At 69.0% G+C, this 21,826-nt stretch carries 18 protein-coding genes; 10 read left to right on the top strand and 8 right to left on the bottom strand.

All coding sequences use genetic code 11. The features are described 5' to 3' along the window. Positions 1-71: 71 nt before the first annotated feature. The 7 genes from WBG79_RS08005 to WBG79_RS07975 all read left to right on the top strand — a co-directional run bounded on the left by WBG79_RS08005 (position 72) and on the right by WBG79_RS07975 (position 7,456). Positions 72-851 carry an ABC transporter substrate-binding protein gene (locus WBG79_RS08005; RefSeq protein WP_337356580.1) on the top strand — a complete coding sequence of 260 codons (780 nt, stop codon included), beginning with the start codon at positions 72-74 and terminating at the stop codon, positions 849-851. A gap of 104 nt (positions 852-955) precedes the next feature. Next, positions 956-1,750, top strand: coding sequence for an ABC transporter permease (locus WBG79_RS08000; protein WP_337356579.1), 795 nt, complete (start codon positions 956-958; stop codon positions 1,748-1,750). Then, positions 1,750-2,601 carry an ABC transporter permease gene (locus WBG79_RS07995; protein ID WP_443147414.1) on the top strand — a complete coding sequence of 284 codons (852 nt, stop codon included), beginning with the start codon at positions 1,750-1,752 and terminating at the stop codon, positions 2,599-2,601. The genes WBG79_RS08000 and WBG79_RS07995 overlap by 1 nt, the downstream gene beginning before the upstream one ends. A gap of 170 nt (positions 2,602-2,771) precedes the next feature. Then, complete coding sequence (locus WBG79_RS07990) at positions 2,772-3,641, top strand: NAD(P)-dependent oxidoreductase (RefSeq protein ID WP_337356578.1); 870 nt, start codon at positions 2,772-2,774, stop codon at positions 3,639-3,641. A 256-nt stretch (positions 3,642-3,897) separates the two neighbouring features. Continuing rightward, positions 3,898-5,406, top strand: coding sequence for a vWA domain-containing protein (locus WBG79_RS07985; RefSeq protein WP_337356577.1), 1,509 nt, complete (start codon positions 3,898-3,900; stop codon positions 5,404-5,406). A 44-nt stretch (positions 5,407-5,450) separates the two neighbouring features. Continuing rightward, a complete protein-coding gene (gene mobA, locus WBG79_RS07980) occupies positions 5,451-6,086 on the top strand; it encodes a molybdenum cofactor guanylyltransferase MobA (RefSeq protein ID WP_337356576.1) in 636 nt (211 codons plus the stop codon). Between the two features lie 272 nt (positions 6,087-6,358). Continuing rightward, positions 6,359-7,456 (top strand): TRAP transporter substrate-binding protein, encoded by a 1,098-nt coding sequence (locus WBG79_RS07975; protein ID WP_337356575.1) that lies wholly within the window; start codon positions 6,359-6,361, stop codon positions 7,454-7,456. Between the two features lie 129 nt (positions 7,457-7,585). On the opposite strand, the gene WBG79_RS07970 is transcribed toward WBG79_RS07975, so the two are convergent. The 5 genes from WBG79_RS07970 to WBG79_RS07950 all read right to left on the bottom strand — a co-directional run bounded on the left by WBG79_RS07970 (position 7,586) and on the right by WBG79_RS07950 (position 13,673). Continuing rightward, the gene (locus tag WBG79_RS07970) at positions 7,586-8,374 is read right to left on the bottom strand and encodes a class II glutamine amidotransferase (RefSeq protein WP_337356574.1); all 789 of its coding nucleotides are present in this window, start codon (positions 8,372-8,374) and stop codon (positions 7,586-7,588) included. A gap of 129 nt (positions 8,375-8,503) precedes the next feature. Then, positions 8,504-10,702, bottom strand: coding sequence for a TRAP transporter large permease (locus tag WBG79_RS07965; RefSeq protein ID WP_337356573.1), 2,199 nt, complete (start codon positions 10,700-10,702; stop codon positions 8,504-8,506). Positions 10,703-10,770: 68 nt separating this feature from the next. Continuing rightward, the gene (locus WBG79_RS07960; RefSeq protein WP_337356572.1) at positions 10,771-11,325 is read right to left on the bottom strand and encodes a TRAP transporter small permease subunit; all 555 of its coding nucleotides are present in this window, start codon (positions 11,323-11,325) and stop codon (positions 10,771-10,773) included. Positions 11,326-11,492: 167 nt separating this feature from the next. After that, entirely contained in the window at positions 11,493-12,695 is a 1,203-nt protein-coding gene (locus WBG79_RS07955; protein ID WP_337356571.1) for a multidrug effflux MFS transporter, read from the bottom strand. Between the two features lie 48 nt (positions 12,696-12,743). Then, a complete protein-coding gene (locus WBG79_RS07950; RefSeq protein ID WP_337356570.1) occupies positions 12,744-13,673 on the bottom strand; it encodes a DMT family transporter in 930 nt (309 codons plus the stop codon). 278 nt (positions 13,674-13,951) lie between these two features. On the opposite strand from WBG79_RS07950, the gene WBG79_RS07945 reads away from it, so the two are divergent. After that, positions 13,952-15,511 (top strand): peptidoglycan-binding domain-containing protein, encoded by a 1,560-nt coding sequence (locus tag WBG79_RS07945; protein ID WP_337356569.1) that lies wholly within the window; start codon positions 13,952-13,954, stop codon positions 15,509-15,511. 736 nt (positions 15,512-16,247) lie between these two features. Here the strand turns inward: WBG79_RS07945 and moaA are convergent. After that, positions 16,248-17,276: a GTP 3',8-cyclase MoaA gene (gene moaA, locus WBG79_RS07940; protein ID WP_337356568.1), complete on the bottom strand. Its 1,029-nt coding sequence runs from the start codon at positions 17,274-17,276 to the stop codon at positions 16,248-16,250. 197 nt (positions 17,277-17,473) lie between these two features. Between moaA and WBG79_RS07935 the strand changes: the two genes are divergently transcribed. After that, the gene (locus WBG79_RS07935) at positions 17,474-17,845 is read left to right on the top strand and encodes a DUF971 domain-containing protein (protein ID WP_337356567.1); all 372 of its coding nucleotides are present in this window, start codon (positions 17,474-17,476) and stop codon (positions 17,843-17,845) included. 96 nt (positions 17,846-17,941) lie between these two features. On the opposite strand, the gene WBG79_RS07930 is transcribed toward WBG79_RS07935, so the two are convergent. Next, positions 17,942-18,565 (bottom strand): L,D-transpeptidase, encoded by a 624-nt coding sequence (locus WBG79_RS07930; protein ID WP_337356566.1) that lies wholly within the window; start codon positions 18,563-18,565, stop codon positions 17,942-17,944. Positions 18,566-18,978: 413 nt separating this feature from the next. Between WBG79_RS07930 and WBG79_RS07925 the strand changes: the two genes are divergently transcribed. Next, positions 18,979-19,995: a DUF2336 domain-containing protein gene (locus WBG79_RS07925; protein WP_337356565.1), complete on the top strand. Its 1,017-nt coding sequence runs from the start codon at positions 18,979-18,981 to the stop codon at positions 19,993-19,995. A 13-nt stretch (positions 19,996-20,008) separates the two neighbouring features. Here the strand turns inward: WBG79_RS07925 and WBG79_RS07920 are convergent, their stop codons facing one another. Then, a complete protein-coding gene (locus WBG79_RS07920) occupies positions 20,009-21,610 on the bottom strand; it encodes a fumarate hydratase (RefSeq protein ID WP_337357906.1) in 1,602 nt (533 codons plus the stop codon). Positions 21,611-21,826 lie beyond the last annotated feature (216 nt).

Below are 21,826 nucleotides of genomic sequence, written 5' to 3'. Positions count from 1 at the left end.
TCGGCGTATCGCGGGCGGATCTCCGCCCGCACGGGCGCAACGGCGTCCGGGAGGCAGAAAAGGGTCCCATCATGCGTCTGATGCAGTACGCAGTCGCCGCTTTCGCCATGCTGGCGGCGGTCGGCGCGGTCGAAGCGAAGGAATGGAAGGCGATCAAGATCGGCACGGAAGGGGCCTACCCGCCCTTCAACTTCGTCGACTCGAACAAGCAGCTGCAGGGTTTCGACATCGAGATCGCCAAGGCGCTGTGCGACAAGATGAAGGCCAAGTGCGACTTCGTCGCCCAGGACTGGGACGGCATCATTCCCGCCCTGAAGGCCAAGAAGTTCGACGCGATCGTGGCCTCGATGTCGATCACCGAGGAGCGCAAGAAGCAGGTCGACTTCACCGACAAGTACTACAACACGCCGGCGCGCTTCGTGACCTCGAAGACCAACGGCATCACGGACACGAAGCCGGAGGCCCTGAAGGGCAAGACGCTCGGGGCGCAGTCCTCGACGACGCACGCCACGTACCTGGAGGACCAGTACAAGGCCAAGGGCGTCAACGTGAAGCTCTACGGCACGCAGGACGAGGCCAACGCCGATCTGGTCGCCGGCCGGCTGGACGGCATCCTGGCAGATTCCGTGGTCCTCTACGAATGGCTGGAGAAGGGCGACGGCAACAAGTGCTGCCAGTTCGTCGGCGGCGACATCAAGGACGTCAAGTATTTCGGCGAGGGCGCCGGCATCGCGGTGCGCAAGGAGGACAAGGACCTCAAGGCGCAGATCAACAAGGCGCTGGCCGAGATCATCAAGGACGGCACCTACGAGAAGATCAACAAGAAGTACTTCCCCTTCTCGATCTACTGAGCGGCCGCCGGACCGGGGGCCTCGTCCTCCGGTCCGGTTCGCCCGCCGGGCCCGGCGGCTTCGCCGGCAACCCCTTCGATTGACCCGAGACCACGGGCCGGACCATGGAGACTCTCGGCCTCCTCGCGTGGGGGGCGAACGGATGGGGGGACGAGATCGCCGAGGGCGTCCTCGTGACGGTCACGCTGGCGCTGGCGACCCTGCCCTTCGGGCTGCTTCTCGGGCTCCTGGTGGCGATCGCGAAGAACTCGTCCTCGTGGCTGCTGCGCGCCATCGGGGACGGCTATACGACGGTCTTCCGCGGCCTGCCGGAGCTGCTCACCATCTTCATCGTCTACTACGGCGGCCAGATGCTGCTGCAGAGCGCGGTCGAGAGCTTCAACCAGGGCGTCGGCGCGGTCCTGCAGCTCCTGACCGACTGGGGCGCCGGCTTCGAGGCCGAGACCATCGAGGCCTGGACGGACGGCGGCGAGGCCGTGCAGGTCAACGGCTTCGTGGCCGGCATGTTCGCGCTCGGGGTCGTGTTCTCCGCCTATTCGAGCGAGGTCTTTCTCGGCGCCTTTCGGGGCATCTCGAGCGGGCAGGTCGAGGCGGCCCGCTCGCTCGGTCTCAGCCGCGGCCTGGCGTTCCGGCTCGTGGTCCTGCCCCAGCTCTGGCGCTTCGCGCTGCCCGGCGTGTCCAACCTGTGGCTGATCCTGCTCAAGGACACGTCCCTGGTCTCGGTGATCGCCCTGCCGGACCTGCTGCGCATGTCCTTCGTGGCGGCCGGCGTGACCAAGCAGCATTTCCTCTTCTACCTCGTGGCCTGCCTCATCTATCTCGTCCTGTCGATGATCTCGTCGGTCGGGATCGGCCGGATCGAGGCGTGGTCGGCGCGCGGCGAGCGGAGGATCGGCTGATGAGCGCGGAGGCGGCTCCCGGCAGCCTCGGGCCCGTGGCCGATGCGACGGCGGATCGGCCTCGCCCGGTGACGCGGCCCGGCGACGTGGTCGCGCTCCTTCTGCTCGCGCTGATCGCGAGCGTGCTGGTGTCCGACTGGCCGGTGGCGGTCGGGCGGATGCTGGATGCCGAGGTCTTCGTCAAATACTGGCCCCGGCTCGCGACCGGGCTCGGGGTGACCCTGCAGCTCGTGGCGATCTCGCTCGTCTTCGGAGGGCTCCTGGCCCTGCCGCTCGCGCTCGCCCGGCTGCGCCAGCGCGGCCTGTGGGCGCGGTTCGCGTTCGGCTACATCTACTTCTTCCGGGGCACGCCGCTGCTCGCCCAGACCTACCTCGCCTATTACGGGGCGGGTCAGTTCTCGGAGTATCTCGCGCCCCTGAACCTGGGGACCTTCTACAAGGACGCCTACTGGTACGTCCTGCTGACCTTCTCGCTCAACACGGCCGCCTATCAGGCCGAGATCCTGGCCGGCGCCATCAAGGCGGTGCCGCGCGGCCAGTGGGAGGGGGCCTTCGCGCTCGGGCTCACCGAGCGCATCGCCTTCTGGAAGGTGATCCTGCCGCAGGCCATGATCACCGCACTCCGCCCCCTCGGCAACGAGGTGATCCTGATGATCAAGGGATCGGCGGTGGCCTCGGTGGTGACGCTCTTCGAGCTGATGGGCGAGACCAAGCTCGCCTATAGCCGGACCTACGACATCTCCGTCTACATGTACGCCGCCGTCGTCTACCTGACCCTGGTGGAGACGCTGCGCCGGATCTGGGACTGGCTCGAGCGACTGCTCACCCGGCATCTGCGCCGGCGCGCCTGAACGGGCCCCGGCCGCGGCGGACGTGGCGGCGGCGGCACAGCGCGGGCGGTTTCGGACGGACCGACGGAAGTCGCCGGTGCGATCCGCCGCGGCGCGGGCTAGTCTCGCGGCCATCGGAGGGCCGGACGCGCAGGCGATCGGCACCAGACTGAAACAAGAAGGGTGACGGGATGGCGAAGGTGGCTTTCATCGGGCTCGGCGTCATGGGCTACCCCATGGCCGGGCATCTCAGGACCAAGGGCGGCCACGACGTGGCGGTCTACAACCGGACCACCGCGAAGGCGGAGAAGTGGGTCGCGCAGTTCGGCGGCAGCCTGGGGCTGACGCCCGCGAAGGCGGCGGAGGGCTGCGACTTCGTCTTCTCCTGCGTCGGCAACGACGACGACCTGCGCGAGGTCACCCTCGGACCGGACGGCTGCTTCAAGTCGATGGCCGCCGGGGCGGTCTACATCGACAACACGACGGCCTCGGCCGACGTCGCGCGGGAGCTCTACGACGCGGCCCGCATCGGCGGCTTCGACGCGCTGGACGCGCCGGTTTCGGGGGGGCAGGCGGGCGCCGAGAACGGGGTCCTGACCGTGATGGTCGGCGGCGACCGGGCCCCGTTCGAGCGGGCCGAGCCGGTGATCCGGGCCTTCGCGCGCATGGTCAACCTGCTCGGCCCGGCGGGATCGGGCCAGCTCACCAAGATGGTCAACCAGATCTGCATCGCCGGGCTCGTCCAGGGGCTCGCCGAGGGCATCCACTTCGCCAAGGCCGCGGGCCTGGACGTCGAGACGGTGATCGAGACCATCTCCAAGGGGGCGGCGCAGTCCTGGCAGATGGAGAACCGGTACAAGACCATGGCGGCCGGCAAGTTCGACTTCGGCTTCGCGGTCGACTGGATGCGCAAGGACCTCGGCATCGTGCTCGGCGAGGCGCGGCGCAACGGCGCCAACCTGCCCGTGACCGCGCTGGTCGACCAGTTCTACAGCGAGGTGCAGAAGATGGGCGGGCGTCGCTGGGACACGTCGAGCCTCATCGCCCGCCTCGACCGCTGAGCGACCGGCCCCGCGCCCGCCATCGCGTCGCGCGGGGCTACATATTCGTTTTCCTATATGGATCAGTAACGGTATCGCGAAGTTCAGGCTCCCCCGTGAGGCCGCGCAAGTTCCGCAAAAGGCCGCGGCTTTGGGTCTAACACTCTCATTTTAATGAGTTTTCTTGGTTTCCGAACGGTTCGGATCACCTCCCGGGCCCTTAACCGGTCTGCAAGCAGCTAGAATTTCATCTCGTCTCCAGAAAAAGGAGGCGGGCATGCTCGGCGGCTTGTGGGGCGATACGCGCGGCAACACGATGGTGACCTTCGCGGTGATGCTGGTGCCGCTGATGGGCGTCGCCGGAGGGGCGGTCGACTACAATCGCGTGACCGCGGCCCGCGTCACCCTGCAGGACGCCGCGGACGCGGCGACGATCGCGGGTGCCCGCGCCATCGAACTCGGCCGGACCGTCGGCGGCGACCCGGCGACGGCGGCACGCCAGTCCTTCGAGGCGAACTTCACGCATCGCGACGCCAAGATCACCAGGTTCGCGGTTGCGGCCGACAAGACGCAGGTGACGGTCGACGCGACGGTCGAGGTCAAGATGCTGTTCCTCGGCATCCTGGGCATCGCCACCATGGAGCAGAGCGTCCGTAGCGAGTCCCAGGTCAGCACGACCACGCTGGAGATCGCCCTGACGCTCGACAACACGGGCTCCATGGATGGGACCCGGATGGCGACGCTGAAATCGGCGTCGAACGCCTTCGTGGACCAACTCGCCCGGCAGGTGGTCGGCGAGGACCGGCTGAAGTTCGCCGTGGTGCCCTTCTCGGCCTTCGTGAATGTCGGGCCGAAATACCGCGGCGCGCCGTGGATCGACAACGACGCCCGAAGCAACAGGGCCAATTCCAATTTCAACGCAGCGCTGAACCGCTTCTCGCTCTACGACAAGTTCGCGATCGCGTGGCCGGGCTGCGTCGAGACCCGGCCCTCGCCCTACGACACGACCGACGCGGTGCCCGATGCGGCGAAGCCCGACACGCTCTTCGTCCCCTCCTTCTGGCCCGACGAGCCGGACCGCAGCGCCGGATACTCCTATCCGAACGACTACATTCCCGACCACATCGGCGGCGGCGACATCGCCCGGCTGATCAATGCGTCCAAGTACAACCTCGCGACCACCATCGACCGCTCGAACTCGACCTTCTTCTCCAACTATCGCCGCCCCAAGGGCCCGGACTTCGGCTGCGACATCACGCCGGTGACCCCGCTCACCGCCAGCATCCCGACGGTGAAGACCGCGCTCGACGCCATGAAGGCCTTCGGGTCGACGAACATCCCGGAGGGCCTGGCCTGGGGGTGGCGGATGCTCTCGCCCGAGATGCCGTTCACCGAGGGACGCAGCTACGGGACCAAGGACAACCAGAAGATCATCGTCCTGATGACGGACGGGGCCAACTCGATCTCCACCTACGGGACGGGCACGGCTGGCCAATATTCATCGGTGGACTATCCGTACCACGACTATACGGGTCCGACCCGCGGAAAGAACCTGCGCACCAACCTCGACGCCAAGGCCCTAGAGGTTTGCAGCAACATCAAGGCCAAGGGCATCGAGATCTTCACGATCGGCCTGGAACTCGGGACCGACACGACCGCCAAGGATCTGCTGGCGGCCTGTGCGACGGATTCCGGACACTTCTACGATGCGGTCGAGGTCGCCCAGCTGTCGCCGATCTTCGACAAGATCGCCCAGCGCATCGGGCGGCTCCGCCTGGCCCGCTGACCGCCACCCTTGACGGCGATCGCCGGCCGGCCGACGCTCGGGGCATGAGCGAGATCGTGGGGGTGATCCTGGCGGGCGGCCTGTCGCGGCGCATGGGCGGGGGCGACAAGCCGCTGCTGGCGCTCGGCGGGCGGCCGATGCTGGCGCACGTGGTCGAGCGCTTCCGTCCCCAGGTCGACGCCCTGGTCCTGAACGCCAACGGCGACCCGTCTCGCTTCGGCGTCACCGACCTGCCGGTCGTCCCCGATACCCTGCCGGGACATCCGGGGCCCCTCGCCGGTGTGCTGGCTGGCATGCGGTGGGCAGAGACCCACCGGCCGGGCGCGCGATGGGTGGCGACGGCGGCGGGCGACACGCCGTTCCTGCCGCTGGACGTGGTCCGGTGCCTCGCCGCGGCGCTCGAGGGCCGGCCCGAGGAGGCCATCGCGATCCCGTCGAGCGAGAGCGGCACCCATCAGGTGTTCGGCCTCTTCCCGGTCTCGCTCGCCGACGAGCTCGAGGAGGGGCTCCTGTCGGGCGAGGCCCGGAAGGTGATGGCCTGGATCGAGCGGCATCCGACAGCCGTCGTACCCTTCGCAAGCGAGGGCGGGGTGGACCCGTTCTTCAACGCCAATACACCGGAGGATCTGTCGCGGGCGGAAGCGCTTGCAAGTTCATCGTCGCCGAAGGCAACCATCTGAGCTCACGCACCGCAACCGCTTCTCGACTCTTTCTCATTCCGGGTCTCGTTTGCCAGAGATATGCAGGATCTACTGGTCTTACCTCTCCCGGCATGCGCGCGTGTCTTGCCAGGGTCGGCCGATCCTTCAGCAAGCGTCGCGTATCGAACTGATCTGCCTCCTTTTTTCACTTGCATGGCAGACTTGCATTTAGTCTAACGGTGCCATCGATCGCGCGCGGCCGGGAGGAGACGGGCGGGAGCGGTCAACAAAACGCGTGGAGGAACACGTCTATGCAGCGTCGCAATTTCCTGAAGACCGCAGCGGTCGGCACGGCTGCCGCCGCCACCCTGCCGATGCCGGCCATCGCGCAGTCCAATCCGCAGATCAAGTGGCGCCTGACCTCGAGCTTCCCGAAGTCGCTCGACACCATCTACGGCGCCGCGGAGGTGCTCTCCAAGGCTGTCGCCGAGGCGACCGACAACGCCTTCCAGATCCAGGTCTTCGCGGCGGGCGAGCTCGTCCCCGGCCTGCAGGCCGCCGACGCCGTGTCCAACGGCACGGTCGAGATGTGCCACACCGCGCCGTACTACTATGTGGGCAAGGACCCGACCTTCGCGTTCGGCACCGCCGTTCCGTTCGGGCTCAACTCCCGCCAGACCAGCGCGTGGCGCTACTACGGCGGCGGCAACGAGCTGATGAACGAGTTCTACAAGAAGTTCAACATCGTCGGCATGCCCGGCGGCAACACGGGCGCCCAGATGGGCGGCTGGTTCCGCAAGGAGATGAAGTCCGTGGAGGACTTCAAGGGCCTGAAGATGCGCATCGGCGGCTTCGCCGGCCAGGTGCTCGCCAAGCTCGGCTCGGTGCCGCAGCAGATCGCCGGCGGCGACATCTACCCGGCGCTCGAAAAGGGCACCATCGACGCGGCCGAGTGGGTCGGTCCCTACGACGACGAGAAGCTTGGCTTCTACAAGGTCGCGCCCTTCTACTACTACCCGGGCTGGTGGGAAGGCGGCGCGATGCTCGACTTCTTCATCAACACGACGAAGTGGGCCGAGCTGCCGAAGAATTACCAGTCGCTCGTCACGACCGCGGCGGGCCTCGCCAACGTCCACATGCAGGCGAAGTACGACGCGCTCAACCCGGGCGCCCTCAAGCGGCTCGCCGCCAACGGCGCGCAGCTCCGCCCCTTCTCGAATGAGATCATGGAGGCCTGCTTCAACGCGGCCAACCAGCTCTACGACGAGACCATGGCCAAGAATGCCGACTTCAAGAAGATCTACGAGGCCCAGAAGGCGTTCCGGGCCGACCAGTACCTCTGGTTCCAGATCTCGGAGTACACCTTCGACACCTTCATGATGATCCAGCAGCGCAAGAAGACGCTCTGAGAGTTTAGACCCACAGTCGATCGATCGACTCTGTCATGCCCGGGCTTGCCCCGGGCATTTCTTTTCCGGCCGCCTCATTCGTTTCGCAGGCCGGCGCGGCGCAGGACGGGCGGGGCCGCCCGACCGGGCTCAGGCCGCCTCCACCGCCTCGACCGCGAGCGGGACGACGTCGCAGCCGCCGGCGCCGCAGCACACGAGGGCATGGCCGTCCGGCACGGCGTTCCATGCCTCACGGCGGCGGTCGAGGGGCTCCGAGACGACCTGGATGGCGCCGCCGTCGCGTCGCCAGTAGAGGCTCGGCGGGCGGCGGTCGGAGGCATATCGGAACGCGAAGAGGCGCTGGCCGTCCGAGAGGGCGGCGGTCACGCGTAGCGGGGCCTCGACGCGGGCGACGCGCATGGCGGCGACGACGTCCCGGAGCGTGGAAGCGACGGCGCCGACCGGGTCGCGGTCGAGGCCGCGCGAATGCGCGATCAGGAAGAGGGCCTCGGAATCCTTGGTGCCGGCGCGGGCGCCGTAATGGGCGTCGCCGATCATCGCCTCGATGGTGCGGCGCAGGCCCGCATAGCCGCCGATCTGACCGTTATGCATGAAGAGCCAGCGGCCGTTCGCGAAGGGGTGGCAGTTGGCGCGGCTCGTGGCGGTCCCGGTCGCGGCGCGGACATGGGCGAAGAAGAGGCGGGAACGAACCTGCCGGGCGAGGTGGCGCAGGTTGTCGTCCGACCAGGCCGGCAGGATCTCGCGGTAGAGGCCGGGTTCCGTCCGCTCGCCGTACCAGCCGATGCCGAAGCCGTCGCCGTTCACCTCGACCTTCGCCTCCTCGGCGCCGAGGCTCTGGGCGATGAGGGAATGCTCCGGGTCGGTCACGAGGTCGGAGAGAAAGATCGGCGGGCCAGCGTAGGCCACCCAGCGGCACATGGCGAAGCGGTCCTGTTCTCGTCGGCGAGACGGTGGAAGTCTGCGCCTCGATCCCTGAACAACCCCTGAAGCCCGCATGCAAGACCGCGAATGCGAACCGCCCGTCGCAAGGGACGGGCGGCCGGTCGATCAGTTCTGCTTGGGCGGCTCGGCGGGCGGTGTGCCGAGCCCCGGGGGCGGAGCGCCGAGATCCGGGGGGTTGCCGAGGCCCGGGGGCGGGCCGCCGAGGCCGGGCGGGGGACTGCCGAGGCCCGGGGGTGGGCCGCCGAGGCCGGCCGGGGGACCGCCCAGGCCGGCGGGCGGACCGCCCAGGCCGGAATCCTGGCCGGGAAGGCCGGGCAGTCCCGGCATGCCGCCGCCGAGCGGGCCCTGCAGCTGGATCTCGAACTTGGTCGGGTCGACCGTGTTTGCGGTATCATTGTACCACATGACGATCCGCGGGAAGAACAGCACGACCGCCACCATCACCACCTGGATGAGGACGAAGGGCACGGCGCCCCAATAGATCTGCCCGGTCGTGACCGGCTGCATGGTCCGTTTGGTCACGGTATCGAGATACGGCTTCGTGGGGGCGACGGAGCGCAAGTAGAAGAGCGCGAAGCCGAAGGGCGGGTGCATGAAGCTCGTCTGCATGTTCACGCCGAGCAGCACGCCGAACCAGATCATGAAGGGGCCGACGTCGGCGACCTTGCCGTCGATGACCCGCAGGCCGATGTCCTGTGCAATCGCGACCGCATGGGGGTCGGTCGAGAAGATGGTCTCGGCCGCCTTGACCAGGAGGGGCACGGCGATGAAGGCGAGCTCGAAGAAGTCGAGGAAGAAGGCCAGGAAGAAGATCAGCGCGTTGACGATGATCAGGAAGCCGTACATGCCGCCCGGCATCTCCTTCAGGATCTCCTCGACCCAGATGTGGCCGTTGACCCCGTAGAAGGTCAGCGAGAAGACGCGCGCGCCGACCAGGATGAAGAGCACGAAGGCGGACAGCTTGGCGGTCGATTCGCCGGCCTGGCGGATCAGGCTCCAGTCGAGCTTGCGGTTGAGGACGGCGAGCACGATGGCGCCGGCCGCGCCCATGGCGCCGCCCTCCGTGGGGGTGGCGATGCCGCGGAAGATGGTGCCGAGCACGAGGAAGATCAGGATCAGCGGCGGCAGGAGGTCGGCGACGACCCGGTGCGCTGCGGCGGCGACGGGCCGGCTGGGCGATTCCATGATGGAGAGGCCGGCGAGCACGAGGGCGACGGCGGCGAGGATGTCCGGCCAGTGGCGGAGCACGACCAGGGCCATCCCGCCGAGGCGGCCCTGGAGGGTCGCGGCCTCGACCGCCAGGGCGCCGGTGCCGATCTCGACCGCGGCCCGGTAGACGACGAAGGCCGCGAGCGCGAAGAGCACGAGGCCGACGACCTTGCCGAGGGCGGTGGGCACGAAGCGGATCGCGGCGACATAGAGGGCGTAGACGCCGATCAACGCGCCGATCTTGACGATCGAGATCCAGGGCTCCTGCAGGCCGGCGCTCTTCACGTAGGCCGGGACGAAGGGCAGGTAGCGCTCGAAGAGGGAGATGCCCCATTCGGGGTCGAAGAGCAGGATCATGCCCCAGATCACGAGTGCCAGCGGCAGGAGCGAGGCCTTCATGACCTTCTCGTAGGGCGCGCCCTCGCCGAAGGAGCGGGCCTCCGCGGGCAGCGCCGGGGCGCTGTCGGGCTGCACGAGCGTGCGCACGAAGACGTAGAGCATGTAGAGGATCGTCAGCACGATGCCGGGCACGAAGGCGCCGAGATACATGTCGCCGACGGAGCGGCCGAGCTGGTCGGCCAGGACGATGAGGACCAGGCTCGGCGGGATGATCTGAGCGAGGGTGCCGGAGGCGGCGATGACGCCGGAGGCGAGGCGGCGGTCGTAGCCGTAGCGCAGCATGATGGGCAGCGAGATCAGGCCCATGGCGATCACCGAGGCGGCGACCACGCCCGTCGTCGCGGCGAGCAGCGCGCCGACGAAGATGACCGCGTAGGCGACACCGCCGCGCACCGGGCCGAACAGCTTGCCGACCGTGTCGAGCAGCTTCTCGGCCATGCCGGATCGTTCGAGGATCAGGCCCATGAATGTGAAGAACGGGATGGCGAGGAGCGTGTCGTTCGCCATCGTGCCGTAGACGCGTTCCGGCAAGGCCTGCAAGAGGTTGGGCGACAGGAGCCCGAGCTCGATGCCGACCCAGCCGTAGAAGAGCCCGAGCGCCGCCAGCGAGAAGGCGACCGGATAGCCCAGCAACAGGAACACGATCAGGCTCAGGAACATGATCGGTGCGATGTTGTGGATGAGGAACGCGACCATCTCTGCCTCCCGGAACCCGCTTCCCCGCGGTCCTCGTGATTTTCTTGCGACGCCGTGCGTGGGTGGGTTCAGGATTCGTGCGAGTTCTGGCCGTGCGACGAGCCCGTTTCCGGCTCGGGCAGGATGCCTCGGATCACCGCGACCTGCTTGATGATCTCCGAGATCCCCTGAAGGAAGAGCAGGAAGAAACCAACCAGCACCAGCGCCTTCGCGGGCCAGACGATCAGGCCGCCGGCATTGAAGGACATTTCCTGAAGCTGGATGGAGCGTATGACGAAGTCCGTGGACTCGTAGACCATCAGCATGACGAAGGGCATCAGAAACAGGATGTGGCCGAGGAGCTCGATCCACAGCCGCACCCGGCGCGGAAACGTATTGAACAAGATATCGATGCGGATGTGCTCGCGCCGGAGCAGCGTCCAGGCCGCGCCGAGCATGAAGACCGCACCGAAGAGATACCACTGCAATTCGAGCCAGGCATTGGAGCTCTGGTCGAACACCTTGCGGATGATGGCGTTGATGGAACTGACCAGCACGGCCATCAAGATCAGCCAGGACACGAGCTTGCCGATCAAGGTATTCAGGCCGTCTATGCTCGAGCTGAAGCGCAGCAGTCCGCTCATGGTTCCCCCGGGGAGAGTTCTTGCCGCGCCGCGGCCTCCTGGTTACGCATAAAGGGCATGCGTGGCGCGCACGTCAAGTCCTCAGCGGCAGCACTCCCCCGGTCCTTTCGGGTCGGTGTCAAGTCCCTGACAAGCAATAGGTTTCACCACTGCACCCGATTTCGGCCTCAGCTCCGGTCGCGTCGCGCCAGGAGGCCGGTCAGCAACGCCAGGACCGAAAGCGTCAGCATGGCGAGGACGAGGGGCCAGGGCGTGTCCTCGAGCAGGGCCCCGACCACGACGGTCGCCAGCGCGCCGCCGCCCACCTGCATGGAGCCGATCAGCCCCGAGGCCGCCCCGGCGAGGTCCGGGCGCACGCTGACGCCGCTCGACATGGTGGAGGGCAGCGCGATGCCGTTGGCGATGCCGAGGACGAAGACCGGGCCGAAGATGGCGATGGGGTGCATGACGCCGACCCAGAATAGGAGCGCCATCGCGGCGCAGGCGGCGACGCCCCCGAGGTTGCCGACGAGCATCATGCGCAGCACGCCGAAGCGGCCGGCATAGCGGGCCGAACCGAAGTTGCCGATGACGTAGCCGACCGCGATCAGCATGAACCAGAAGCCGATCTCGCGCGTGCCGACGCCCATCAGCTTCTGCGCCACGTAGGGCGCGCCGCCGATGTAGGTGAAGAAGATCGCGCTCGAGAAGGTGCAGGTGAAGGCGAAGACCCGGAACATCGGGATGCGCATCAGGGTGACGATGCTGCCTGCGAGCGCCCCGATGCCGCCCCCGGACTGCGGGTCGCGGTTGGTCTCGGTGAGGTAGCGCCAGGACGCCAGCGTGACGAGGAGGCCGAAGCCGAGCAGGAGGTCGAAGGTCGCCGTCCAGCCGTGCAGCTCGTCCAGGTAGCCGCCGATGGCGGGGCCGAGGGCGGGGGCGACGGCCATCCCCATGGTGACGAGGCCGATCATGCTGGCCGCCTGGTTGCGGTCATAGAGGTCGCGGACGATGGCACGGGTCAGGACGAGGCCGGTGCAGCTGCCGGCGCCCTGGACGACGCGGCCGGCGATCAGCATCTCGATGGTGGGGGCGAAGCGGCAGACCAGCGTGCCGACGACGAAGAGGGTGAGCCCGGCGATCATCACCGGGCGCCGGCCGAACCGGTCCGACAGGGGGCCGAGCACCAGCTGGGCGACCGCGACGGCGGCGAGATAGAGCGAGAGGGCGAGCTGGACCTTTGCGTAGGTGGTGTGGAAGGCGGCCTCCATGCCGGGCATGGAGGGCACGAACATGTTGAGCGCCAGCGGGTTGACGGCCGAGGCGGCGATCAGCACGAGAAGCGGGGGGCGGCGGGCCGGGGCCGGGCCGGTGGCGGCGATAACGGTCATGGCACGAGCCTATACGAAGTCGGACGGTGTTCGGAGCGGGCGCGGCGGTCAGCCGGCGCGGACGGGCGCCGGGGCCTCCCGGTCGGCGCTGCGGGCTCGGCGGCGTTCCCGCTGGACCGTGTAGAGGCCGGTCGCCACCACGATCGCGGCGCCGAGCAGGGTGAAGCCGTCCGGTCGCTCGCCGAAGAAGATCACGCCGATCAGGAAGGCCCAGAGCAGCAGCGCGTAGCGGAAGGGCGCGACGACCCCCATCTCGCCGGTCCGCATGGCGATCGTCAGCAGCACGTATCCGGCCAGCAGGCCCGCGCCGGCGCCGGTCAGCATGGCCATCTCGCCGGCACGGGGCGGACGCCACTCGCCGACCAGGGAGATCGCCCCGTCGACGGGATAGAGGCAGAGCCCGAAGAGCATGATCGTCACCGAACTCGACAGGGCGGCGAGAAAGGTCGGGATGGCGGCCGGCATGCGCGAGGTGGCGAGGTCGCGCAGCACCACGAAGCCGACCGAGGCGAGGATCAGGAGCGCGGAGTGGTCGAAGCCGGTGAGGCCGGGGCGGATGATGACGAGCACGCCCAGGAAGCCGACGAGGATCGCGGTCCAGCGGCGCCAGCCGACGCGCTCGCCCAGGAACAGGGCGGCGGCCGCGGTCGCGGCGAGCGGGGTCACCTGGAAGATGGCCGAGACGTTGCCGATCGGCAGGCGCGTGAGGCCGGCGACGAAGAAGAAGGTGGCACCGATCTCGCCGACGAGGCGGAAGACCAGCATGCGGTCGCGCAGCGCCCGCCAGGCCGCGAAGGCCCCGGTCAGGCGGCAGAGCAGCAGGAGGCCGGCCGTCGCCACGAGGCCGCGGAGCAGCATGATCTCGCCGAGCGGCAGCGTGGCCGAGACGGCCTTGACGAAGCTGTCGTTCACCACGAAGGCGAACATGGCGACGTTCATGGCAAGGATGCCGCGGGCATTGTCGCTCTGGGCCGGCATCGTCGATCCATGCTGGGTGGGCTTCAGGGGGGCGGACGGCGGGCGGCCACCCTAGGCGCTCGCGAGGGACGCGTGAAGACCGTGCTGGCGCAATCGTGATCGTCGCGAGACGCCTGATCCGCCATGGATCCGCCATGGTGATGGACTGCTTTCGCCCCGGATGGGATGTTCAGCGACGGTTCAGGTCCCGGCGCTATCGTAGGTCCATTCGGTGCCGTGCCTTTCGGTGCGGCCATCCGTTGACGGGCGGAGCCGCCCGCGGCGGCCAGGAGGTTGACATGTCCAAGTTCAGGATCGCGGCCCGGTCGGACCGGCAACCCGCATCCGCGTCGGTTGTCTCGATCGCGCTCGGAGCCGGGCTTCTCGCCGCCGGTGCGCTTTCGGCCTCGGCGCAGACCGCCGATTCGCCCCAGGCGCCCGCCTCGACCCGCGCGCAGCTCGCCGAGCTGCCGCGCCTCCCCGACGGCCCGGTCTGCGCCAAGGACCGCGACTGGATGCTGGTCGAAGCCGAGCAGTTCATCGCCCGCACCACGGCGCGCGCCGAGGACCTCTCCAAGAAGGTGATCGAGCTGGAGCTCGCGGTCGACCGCGACCCGAGCGCCGCGCGCGGCGCGGAGACCACCCGCGAGGAGCTGCGCGAGACGCTGCGCCGGGTTCGCGACGCGCAAGGCTACCGCGAGGACGCCCGGCGCCTGACCACCCGGGACTGCCTCGTCCGCGAAGGCCAGGGCCTCGACGTCCGCCAGGCCGCGCCGAGCGTCTCGGGCGCCGCGACCGCCCAGGCGCCGGCCAACGCCGAGCCGGCGATCGACGTCAAGCTCGCCCAGACCGGGTCCTGCGCCAAGGACACCGACTGCGAGATCCGCCTCATCTCCGAGACGCGCCGTCCCGCCACGGACGACCGGCGCGTGGCCGTGCTGATCGACCTCCCCTCGGCGGCCGGCACCTTCGTGCGCTCCGGCGACACCTGGAAATGCTACGCCATGGTGGGCGGGGCGGTGTGCCTCGCCAAGCTCTCGGAGCTGAAGGCCGGCGCCCCTGTCGAATCGCGGCTGACCTGGCGCATCCAGGGCGCGGGCACGGGCGACGAGGCCAAGTTCTGCACCCGGACGATGCGCCAGACGGCCGACGGGCGGCCGACCACCGATCCCGACCGCGTGCGCGTGCTGCAGGCGGTGCTCGCCGACTACGGCTATCGGACCGGCGCGATCGACGGTCGCTTCGCGGACGGCACGCGCGTCGTCCTCGCCTCGGCGGCTCCCGACTTCGGGGTCGAGCGGAACGGCGACGACGACCGCATCGCGGCCGCCCTGCTCGGCAGCATGGTGAGCCGCGTCGGCGTCTCCACCGGCCCCTGCCTGCAGCTCGCGCTGGCAAGCACGACCTCGGCGGTCACCTCCGACGCGGCCCCGTCGGCCGCGACCGCGGGTGCAGCGGCGGCCGCGGCCGCCGCCACGGCGGCGACGGCGGGCCGGTCGCTGGAGCCCGTCAAGCAGCCGGAGACCAAGCGTCCGGCCACGAAGTCCCAGTCGGCCTCGGTCACGCCCGAGCCCGAGAAGTCGACGAGCGAATTGCGCAAGGCCAAGGTGCCGGTCACCAAGGCGGCCACGACCACCCGCGAACGCCCGGCGACCACGCGGACCCGTCCGGCCACGCCGGTGGCCCGGGCCGTGCCGGTCGAAGATGAGCCGGCCGTGGTGGTCCGTCCGAAGAAGCGGACCGTCGTGGTCGAGGAAGAGCCGGCCGGCGTGGTCGTCAAGCAGCCCAAGGTGTTCGTGCCCCCGATCAGCATCGGCATCGGCCTCGGCCGCCGCGGCGGAATCGGCTTCGGCTTCTGATCCGCTTCCTCCGTCCGCTTCGGATTGCCAGGCCCGGGCTCGCCCCGAGCCTGTTCGCGTCTGGGCCGGATCCAGGCGCGGTGCCGGGTCCGATCCCGACCTTCCCACGGCTGCAGCGCGGTGACGTTCGGCGCGGGCGGACCGGCGGCATGGGCGTGACGGTCGACGCGTTCAATGCCGTTGGCGGCTCTCCGCTGCGCTGCGGCGGGGTATGCGGGGGAGAGGGGGAGCCTCGAGGTCGAGGGCTCATTCGACCCCCAGTTCTCCACCCGCATCCCCGGACAAGGCGCGGCACGCGCCGCCGATCCGGGACCCGGCGCTGACCCCGATCCGCAGCGCTGCGGCCGGTGGGGAGCGCTGGACCCCGGCCCTGCGCTGCGCTCCGGCCGGGGATGCGGGTGGAGAGGGGGTGCCCCAAGGTCGGGGGATCTTGCGAACCCCCACCCCTCCGCCGCATTCCCGGACAAGGCGCGGCACGCGCCGCAGATCCGGGATCCAGGGCGGGCCGCGCTCCGCGGCGCTGCGGCGGGTGGAGAGCGCTGGCCCCCGGCTCGGTGGCCGGGGTGACAACCGTGGGCGAGGCCTTCCCATTGCTGCAGCGCTGTGACGTTCGGCGCGGGCGGACCGGCGGCATCAGCGTGATGCGTTCGATGCCGCCGCCGGATCGGCGGTGACGCGACTTATCCGGGGCTACGGGGCTGCGGGGCGGGACGTCGGAGGGCGGACGTCCGTTGGCCTAACCGCCGGTGACGCTCATGTGGCGGGAGACGGCGGGGCGGCTGTGGCGGCGGTCGATGACGAAGTCGTGGCCCTTCGGCTTGCGGCCGATCGCCTCGTCGATGGCGGCGTGCAGCAGGGCGTCGCTCTCGGACTGGCGCAAGGGCGCGCGCAGATCCGCGGAGTCCTCCTGGCCGAGGCACATGTAGAGCATGCCCGTGCAGGTGACGCGCACGCGGTTGCACGATTCGCAGAAGTTGTGGGTCAGCGGCGTGATGAATCCGAGCCGGCCGCCGGTCTCGCGGACGCGCACGTAGCGGGCCGGGCCGCCGGTGCGGTAGTCGATCTCGTCGAGGGTCCAGCGGTCCATCAAATCGGCGCGGACGCGCGAGAGCGGGAGGTACTGTTCCGTGCGGTCGCCGTCGATCTCGCCGAGCGGCATGGTCTCGATCAGGGTCAGGTCCATGCCCGAGCCGTGCGCGTAGCGGATCAGGTCGTCGACCTCATGCTCGTTGACGCCCTTCAGCGCGACCGCGTTGATCTTGACCTCCAGGCCGGCGGCGAGCGCGGCGTCGATCCCGGCCTGGACGCGCGCGAGGTCGCCCCAGCGGGTGATGGCCTTGAACTTCACGGGGTCGAGCGTGTCGAGCGACACGTTGATGCGACGCACGCCGAGGGCCTTCATCTCGGCGGCGTAGCGGGCGAGCTGCGAACCGTTGGTGGTGACGGTCAGCTCGTCGAGGGCTCCGGACTCCAGGTGGCGCGACAGCGAGCGGAAGAGGGTCATGATGTCCTTGCGAACGAGCGGCTCGCCGCCCGTCAGGCGCAGCTTGCGCGTGCCGCGCGTCACGAAGGCCGAGCAGAGCCGGTCGAGTTCCTCGAGGCTCAGCACGTCGCGCTTCGGCAGGAAGGTCATGTCCTCCGCCATGCAGTAGACGCAGCGGAAGTCGCAGCGGTCGGTCACGGAAACCCGCAAATACGAGATGGCCCGTCCGAACGGGTCCACCAGCGGGGCCGCCGGCGCGGGGGCCGCGCTCTGTGCCGTCATCGATCCATCCTCCGCACCTCTTGCCGTGCTCATATGGGTTCCCGAGCCTGCCGCCGCCAGGACGGGCGCAAACCATAGGCCCTCGCGCGGCGAAATCAACGGGCGGGCCGGCGTCCTCTGCCGGTCTGGTGAAGGCTTGCTCCACGCCCCGGGGCGCCGTATCTGAAGGGCCGACGCGAACCCCGAGGATCCTGTCGATGACTGCCGCTACTCCCTGGCCGACGGAACTGCGGCTCGCCGCCGACAAGCGGACCCTGACGGTGTCGTTCGACACCGGCGAATCCCACCCGCTCGCCGCCGAGTACCTGCGGGTGACGAGCCCGTCCGCCGAGGTGCAGGGCCACTCTCCGGCGGAGCGAAAGACCGTGCCGGGCAAGCGCGACGTGCGCATCCTGGCGGTCGAGCCTGTGGGGAACTACGCGGTCCGCCTCACCTTCGACGACCTGCACTCGTCCGGGATCTACGGCTGGGACTACCTTCTGACGCTCGGCCGCGACCGCGAGCGGATCTGGGGGGAGTATCTCGCCGAGCTCGACGCCAAGGGCCTGGGCCGCGACGCGCGCCGCTGAGGCCCGCCGCGGGCGTCGTCCGGAACGGACGAGGCCGGCGATACGCTCGCCGGCCCCGCAACCCGTCAGCCCCCGAGGCCCCCCGGCCCGAACGCGTCAATCGTGGACGACGGTCACCCGCGCGCCGACCTTGACGCGCTCGTAGAGGTCCGTAACGTCATCGTTGGTCATGCGGAAGCAGCCCGACGAGACCGCCTGGCCGATGCTCCAGGGCTCGTTGGAGCCGTGGATGCGGTAGAAGGTCGAGCCCAGATACATGGCGCGGGCGCCGAGCGGGTTGTCCGGGCCGCCGGGCATATAGGCCGGCAGGTTCGGGACGCGCTTGCGCATCTGCGGCGGCGGGGTCCAGCCGGGCCACTCGGCCTTGCGGGTCACCGAATGGGTGCCGCCCCAGGTGAAGCCGGGCCGGCCGACGCCGATGCCGTATTTCAGGGCCTTGCCGTCGCCGAGCATCAGGTAGAGGCGCCGCTCGGCGGTATTGATCAGGATGTTGCCTCTGCCGAGGTTCGGGCCCTTGAAGTCGACGACTTCGCGCGGGATGGGCGTGTACCTGGGGCCGGCCGAGGATGAGGTCGTCGGCGTGATGCCGGGCCCCTCGACCGCGTTGCCCATGGCGTCGTAGCGCACCTGAACTCCGGGATTGTATTCCGCCTTGACCACCGTCACCGCAGCCAGGAGACCCGCCGCCAGGGTCACCGCCGCCGTCATGCCTGCGCGCATACCGAATTTCTCCAAGCCTTCGGACAACAACCCGCGCGAAAAAGCGCTCTGCGGAGCAAATCTGCAGGTTTTCCGGTTGCCATATTGTTGACGGCCCGATGGCGAGGCAAGGCCGCCGGCCGCGAAACCGCCGCCGGAGGGTCACATTCGCGTGCGCTGTGATCTGAGGGTCACGCAAGGGACTTGCGGGCTCGGCCGGGATGCGCGGCCAGAGGGGCGCCGGCCGGGTATGCGGCCTACACATGCGGTTAAGTGAATAGTTTAGATGCCGAACCCAGCCGCAGGTATTTAACGGACGGCTTACTGGTCTGTGCTATCCCTTGTTCTTACAGTTCTGCCGGCGGACAGGGCCGAGGGGCAGATGGCGTTTGGCGAGAAGGCACTGGCGCATGCTTGAACAGTTGCAGTCAGTCTTGGCGGATCGCTCCGAAGCCGGACGCGACGCGCTGCTCACCATGCTGTCGTCCATGCTGTTCGACGGGCGGCAGCCGACCGCCCAGGAAGTGTCGCTGTTCGCCGACATCGCCCACAAGCTCCTGCCCCATACGGGCGAGGAGGCCCGCTCGGTGGTGTCGGCGCGGCTGGGGTCGAAGGCCGGCCTGCCGAAGGGACTGGTGCTCGCCCTCGCCTCCGACGTGCTGCTGGTGGCCTCGCCGATCCTGGCCGGCAATCCGGATCTCACCGACGACGACCTCGCCGACCTCGCGTTCCGCCTCGACGACGGGCACCGGATCGCAATCGCGGGCCGCGAGAACCTGAGCTTCCGCGTGACCGACGTGCTGGTCTCGCGCGGCAACGTCCTGGTTCTGCGCGCTGTGGCGGAGAACACCAGTTCGGAGATCTCGGACGCCTCGGCCCACAAGCTGGTGGACCGGGCCGCGGACGACGAGGAACTCTGCCGCATCCTGGCGCTGCGCAACGATCTGCCGGAGGGTGATGCGGAGCGGCTGGTCATGCTGGTCGCCAAGCGCCTCAGGGGCCGGATGGCACGGCCCGCGCCGATCGAGGCCGCCCCGGCGACACCGCCGCCGGTGGCCATCGCGTTCCCCGAGGCGACGCGGCCGGTGGAGATCGGCAAGCTCATCCAGGAGGTCGCCGCGAAGGAGAGGACCCTCGATTCGGCGGTCCTCGCCCTGGCGGCCGCGGACCGCTACAACGACCTCGCCACCCTGCTCACGGCCATCACGCACATCGACGAGCTGTCGATCTTGAAAGTGCTGGTGCGCTCGGACGCCAACGGCATCGTCAACGTTTTGAGGGCGCTCGACATAGAGGAGGCGACCTGGGCGCAGGTGGTCAAGCTGCGCCAGCGGCGGCTGCGCTTCTCCGACACGCAGGCGCGATTCGAGCGCGAGGACTTCGCCAAGCTGGCGCCCGCCAAGGCGAAGCAGACGCTCGCCCAGTTCGCGCACCGTCGGCAGGCGAGCTGAGCGGCGCGGGCCCTCAGCCGAGGTTCAGTTCCTGGAAGAAGTCGTTGCCCTTGTCGTCGACGACGATGAAGGCCGGGAAGTCGACGACCTCGATGCGCCAGATCGCCTCCATGCCGAGCTCGGGATACTCGAGCACCTCGACCTTCTTGATGCAGTCCTGCGCGAGGCGGGCCGCCGGGCCGCCGATCGAGCCGAGGTAGAAACCGCCGTGGGCCTTGCAGGCCTGGCGGACCGCGGCGGAGCGGTTGCCCTTGGCGAGCATGACCATCGAGCCGCCGAAGGACTGGAACTGGTCGACGTAGGAGTCCATGCGGCCGGCGGTGGTCGGCCCGAAGGAGCCCGAGGCGTAGCCCTCCGGCGTCTTGGCCGGACCGGCATAGTAGACGGGGTGGTTGCGGAAATACTCGGGCATGCCCTCCCCGCGCTCGAGCCGCTCCCGGATCTTGGCATGCGCCAGGTCGCGGGCGACGATCAGCGGGCCGGTCAGGGACAGGCGCGTCCTGATCGGGTGGCGGGAGAGTTCGGCGAGGATGTCCGGCATCGGCCGGTTGAGGTCGACCTTCACGACATGGCCGCCGAGCCGCGCCTCGTCGACCTCGGGCATGAACCGCGCCGGATTGTGCTCGAGCTCCTCGAGGTAGATGCCGTCGCGGGTGATCTTGCCGAGGGCCTGGCGATCGGCGGAGCAGGAGACGCCGAGGCCGATCGGCAGCGAGGCGCCGTGGCGGGGCAGCCGGACCACGCGGACGTCGTGGCAGAAGTACTTGCCACCGAACTGGGCGCCGACGCCGAGGCTCTGGGTCAGCTTGTGGATCTTCTCCTCCATCTCCAGGTCGCGGAAGGCGTGACCCTGGTCGGAGCCCTGCGTGGGCAGGCCGTCCAGGTAGCGGACTGAGGCGAGCTTCACGGTCTTGAGGGTCAGTTCGGCCGAGGTGCCGCCGATCACCACCGCGAGGTGGTAGGGCGGACAGGCCGCGGTGCCGAGGGTCAGGATCTTCTCCTTGAGGAAGGCCATCAGCCGGTCCTCGGTCAGGACCGACGGCGTCGCCTGGTAGAGGAAGGTCTTGTTGGCAGACCCGCCGCCCTTGGCGACGAAGAGGAACTTGTAGGCGTCCTCGCCTTCCGCGTAGAGCTCGATCTGCGCCGGCAGGTTGTTGCGGGTGTTCTTCTCCTCGAACATCGAGACGGGCGAGAGCTGCGAGTAGCGGAGGTTCTTCTTGAGATAGGCGTCGCGGATGCCTTCGGCTATCGCGCTCTCGTCGGTGCCGTCGGTCCAGACGTGCCGGCCCTTCTTGCCCATCACGATCGCCGTGCCGGTATCCTGGCACATGGGCAGGATGCCGCCGGCCGCGATGTTGGCGTTCTTCAGGAGGTCGTGGGCGACAAAGCGGTCGTTGTCGGTCGCCTCCGGGTCGTCCAGGATCCGGGCGAGCTGGGCGAGGTGGCCAGGGCGCAGCAGGTGGTTGATGTCGACCATCGCCGCCTCGGCGAGAAGCCGCAGCCCCTCGCGCGCCACCACCAGGATCTCGCGGCCCTGGAATCGCTCCAACGACACGAAGTCGCCCGTCAGCTTGCGGTAGGGCGTGTCGTCCTGCGAGAGCGGGAAGAGCGGCATGTGCACGTAGGGCGGCGTGTTGTGGAGCGTCACGGGTCGCACTCGCGATTTCAAGGGAGCCGGCCCGGCGCCGACCCGGTTCTGGATTAGTCGACCCCTTCAACGGCGACAAGTCGTCCTTCGGCTGATGTCCGAACGGATGATCGCAGTCGAATTCCAGTTGTGCCTGAGTCTCATAACCTCCTTTCAACGTGACACCGGCATAGTCTGCTCCTT

This window comes from Prosthecomicrobium sp. N25, assembly GCF_037203705.1.
Classification (GTDB): Bacteria; Pseudomonadota; Alphaproteobacteria; order Rhizobiales; family Ancalomicrobiaceae; genus Prosthecodimorpha.
The sequence above is the reverse complement of the archived record's forward strand: the minus strand, read 5'-3'. Positions and strand labels throughout refer to the sequence as shown.

Bases quoted from the DNA above. Each gene is read 5' to 3' on its own strand.
- WBG79_RS07960 (WP_337356572.1), bottom strand. From the start codon at position 11,325: ATGAGCGGACTGCTGCGCTTCAGCTCGAGCATAGACGGCCTGAATACC.
- WBG79_RS07975 (WP_337356575.1), top strand. From the start codon at position 6,359: ATGCAGCGTCGCAATTTCCTGAAGACCGCAGCGGTCGGCACGGCTGCC.
- WBG79_RS07930 (WP_337356566.1), bottom strand. From the start codon at position 18,565: ATGCGCGCAGGCATGACGGCGGCGGTGACCCTGGCGGCGGGTCTCCTG.
- WBG79_RS07965 (WP_337356573.1), bottom strand. From the start codon at position 10,702: ATGGTCGCGTTCCTCATCCACAACATCGCACCGATCATGTTCCTGAGC.
- mobA (WP_337356576.1), top strand. From the start codon at position 5,451: ATGAGCGAGATCGTGGGGGTGATCCTGGCGGGCGGCCTGTCGCGGCGC.
- WBG79_RS07920 (WP_337357906.1), bottom strand. From the start codon at position 21,610: ATGCCGCTCTTCCCGCTCTCGCAGGACGACACGCCCTACCGCAAGCTG.
- WBG79_RS07995 (WP_443147414.1), top strand. From the start codon at position 1,750: ATGAGCGCGGAGGCGGCTCCCGGCAGCCTCGGGCCCGTGGCCGATGCG.
- WBG79_RS08000 (WP_337356579.1), top strand. From the start codon at position 956: ATGGAGACTCTCGGCCTCCTCGCGTGGGGGGCGAACGGATGGGGGGAC.
- WBG79_RS07955 (WP_337356571.1), bottom strand. From the start codon at position 12,695: ATGACCGTTATCGCCGCCACCGGCCCGGCCCCGGCCCGCCGCCCCCCG.
- moaA (WP_337356568.1), bottom strand. From the start codon at position 17,276: ATGACGGCACAGAGCGCGGCCCCCGCGCCGGCGGCCCCGCTGGTGGAC.
- WBG79_RS07970 (WP_337356574.1), bottom strand. From the start codon at position 8,374: ATGTGCCGCTGGGTGGCCTACGCTGGCCCGCCGATCTTTCTCTCCGAC.
- WBG79_RS07985 (WP_337356577.1), top strand. From the start codon at position 3,898: ATGCTCGGCGGCTTGTGGGGCGATACGCGCGGCAACACGATGGTGACC.
- WBG79_RS07950 (WP_337356570.1), bottom strand. From the start codon at position 13,673: ATGCCGGCCCAGAGCGACAATGCCCGCGGCATCCTTGCCATGAACGTC.
- WBG79_RS08005 (WP_337356580.1), top strand. From the start codon at position 72: ATGCGTCTGATGCAGTACGCAGTCGCCGCTTTCGCCATGCTGGCGGCG.
- WBG79_RS07945 (WP_337356569.1), top strand. From the start codon at position 13,952: ATGTCCAAGTTCAGGATCGCGGCCCGGTCGGACCGGCAACCCGCATCC.
- WBG79_RS07935 (WP_337356567.1), top strand. From the start codon at position 17,474: ATGACTGCCGCTACTCCCTGGCCGACGGAACTGCGGCTCGCCGCCGAC.
- WBG79_RS07990 (WP_337356578.1), top strand. From the start codon at position 2,772: ATGGCGAAGGTGGCTTTCATCGGGCTCGGCGTCATGGGCTACCCCATG.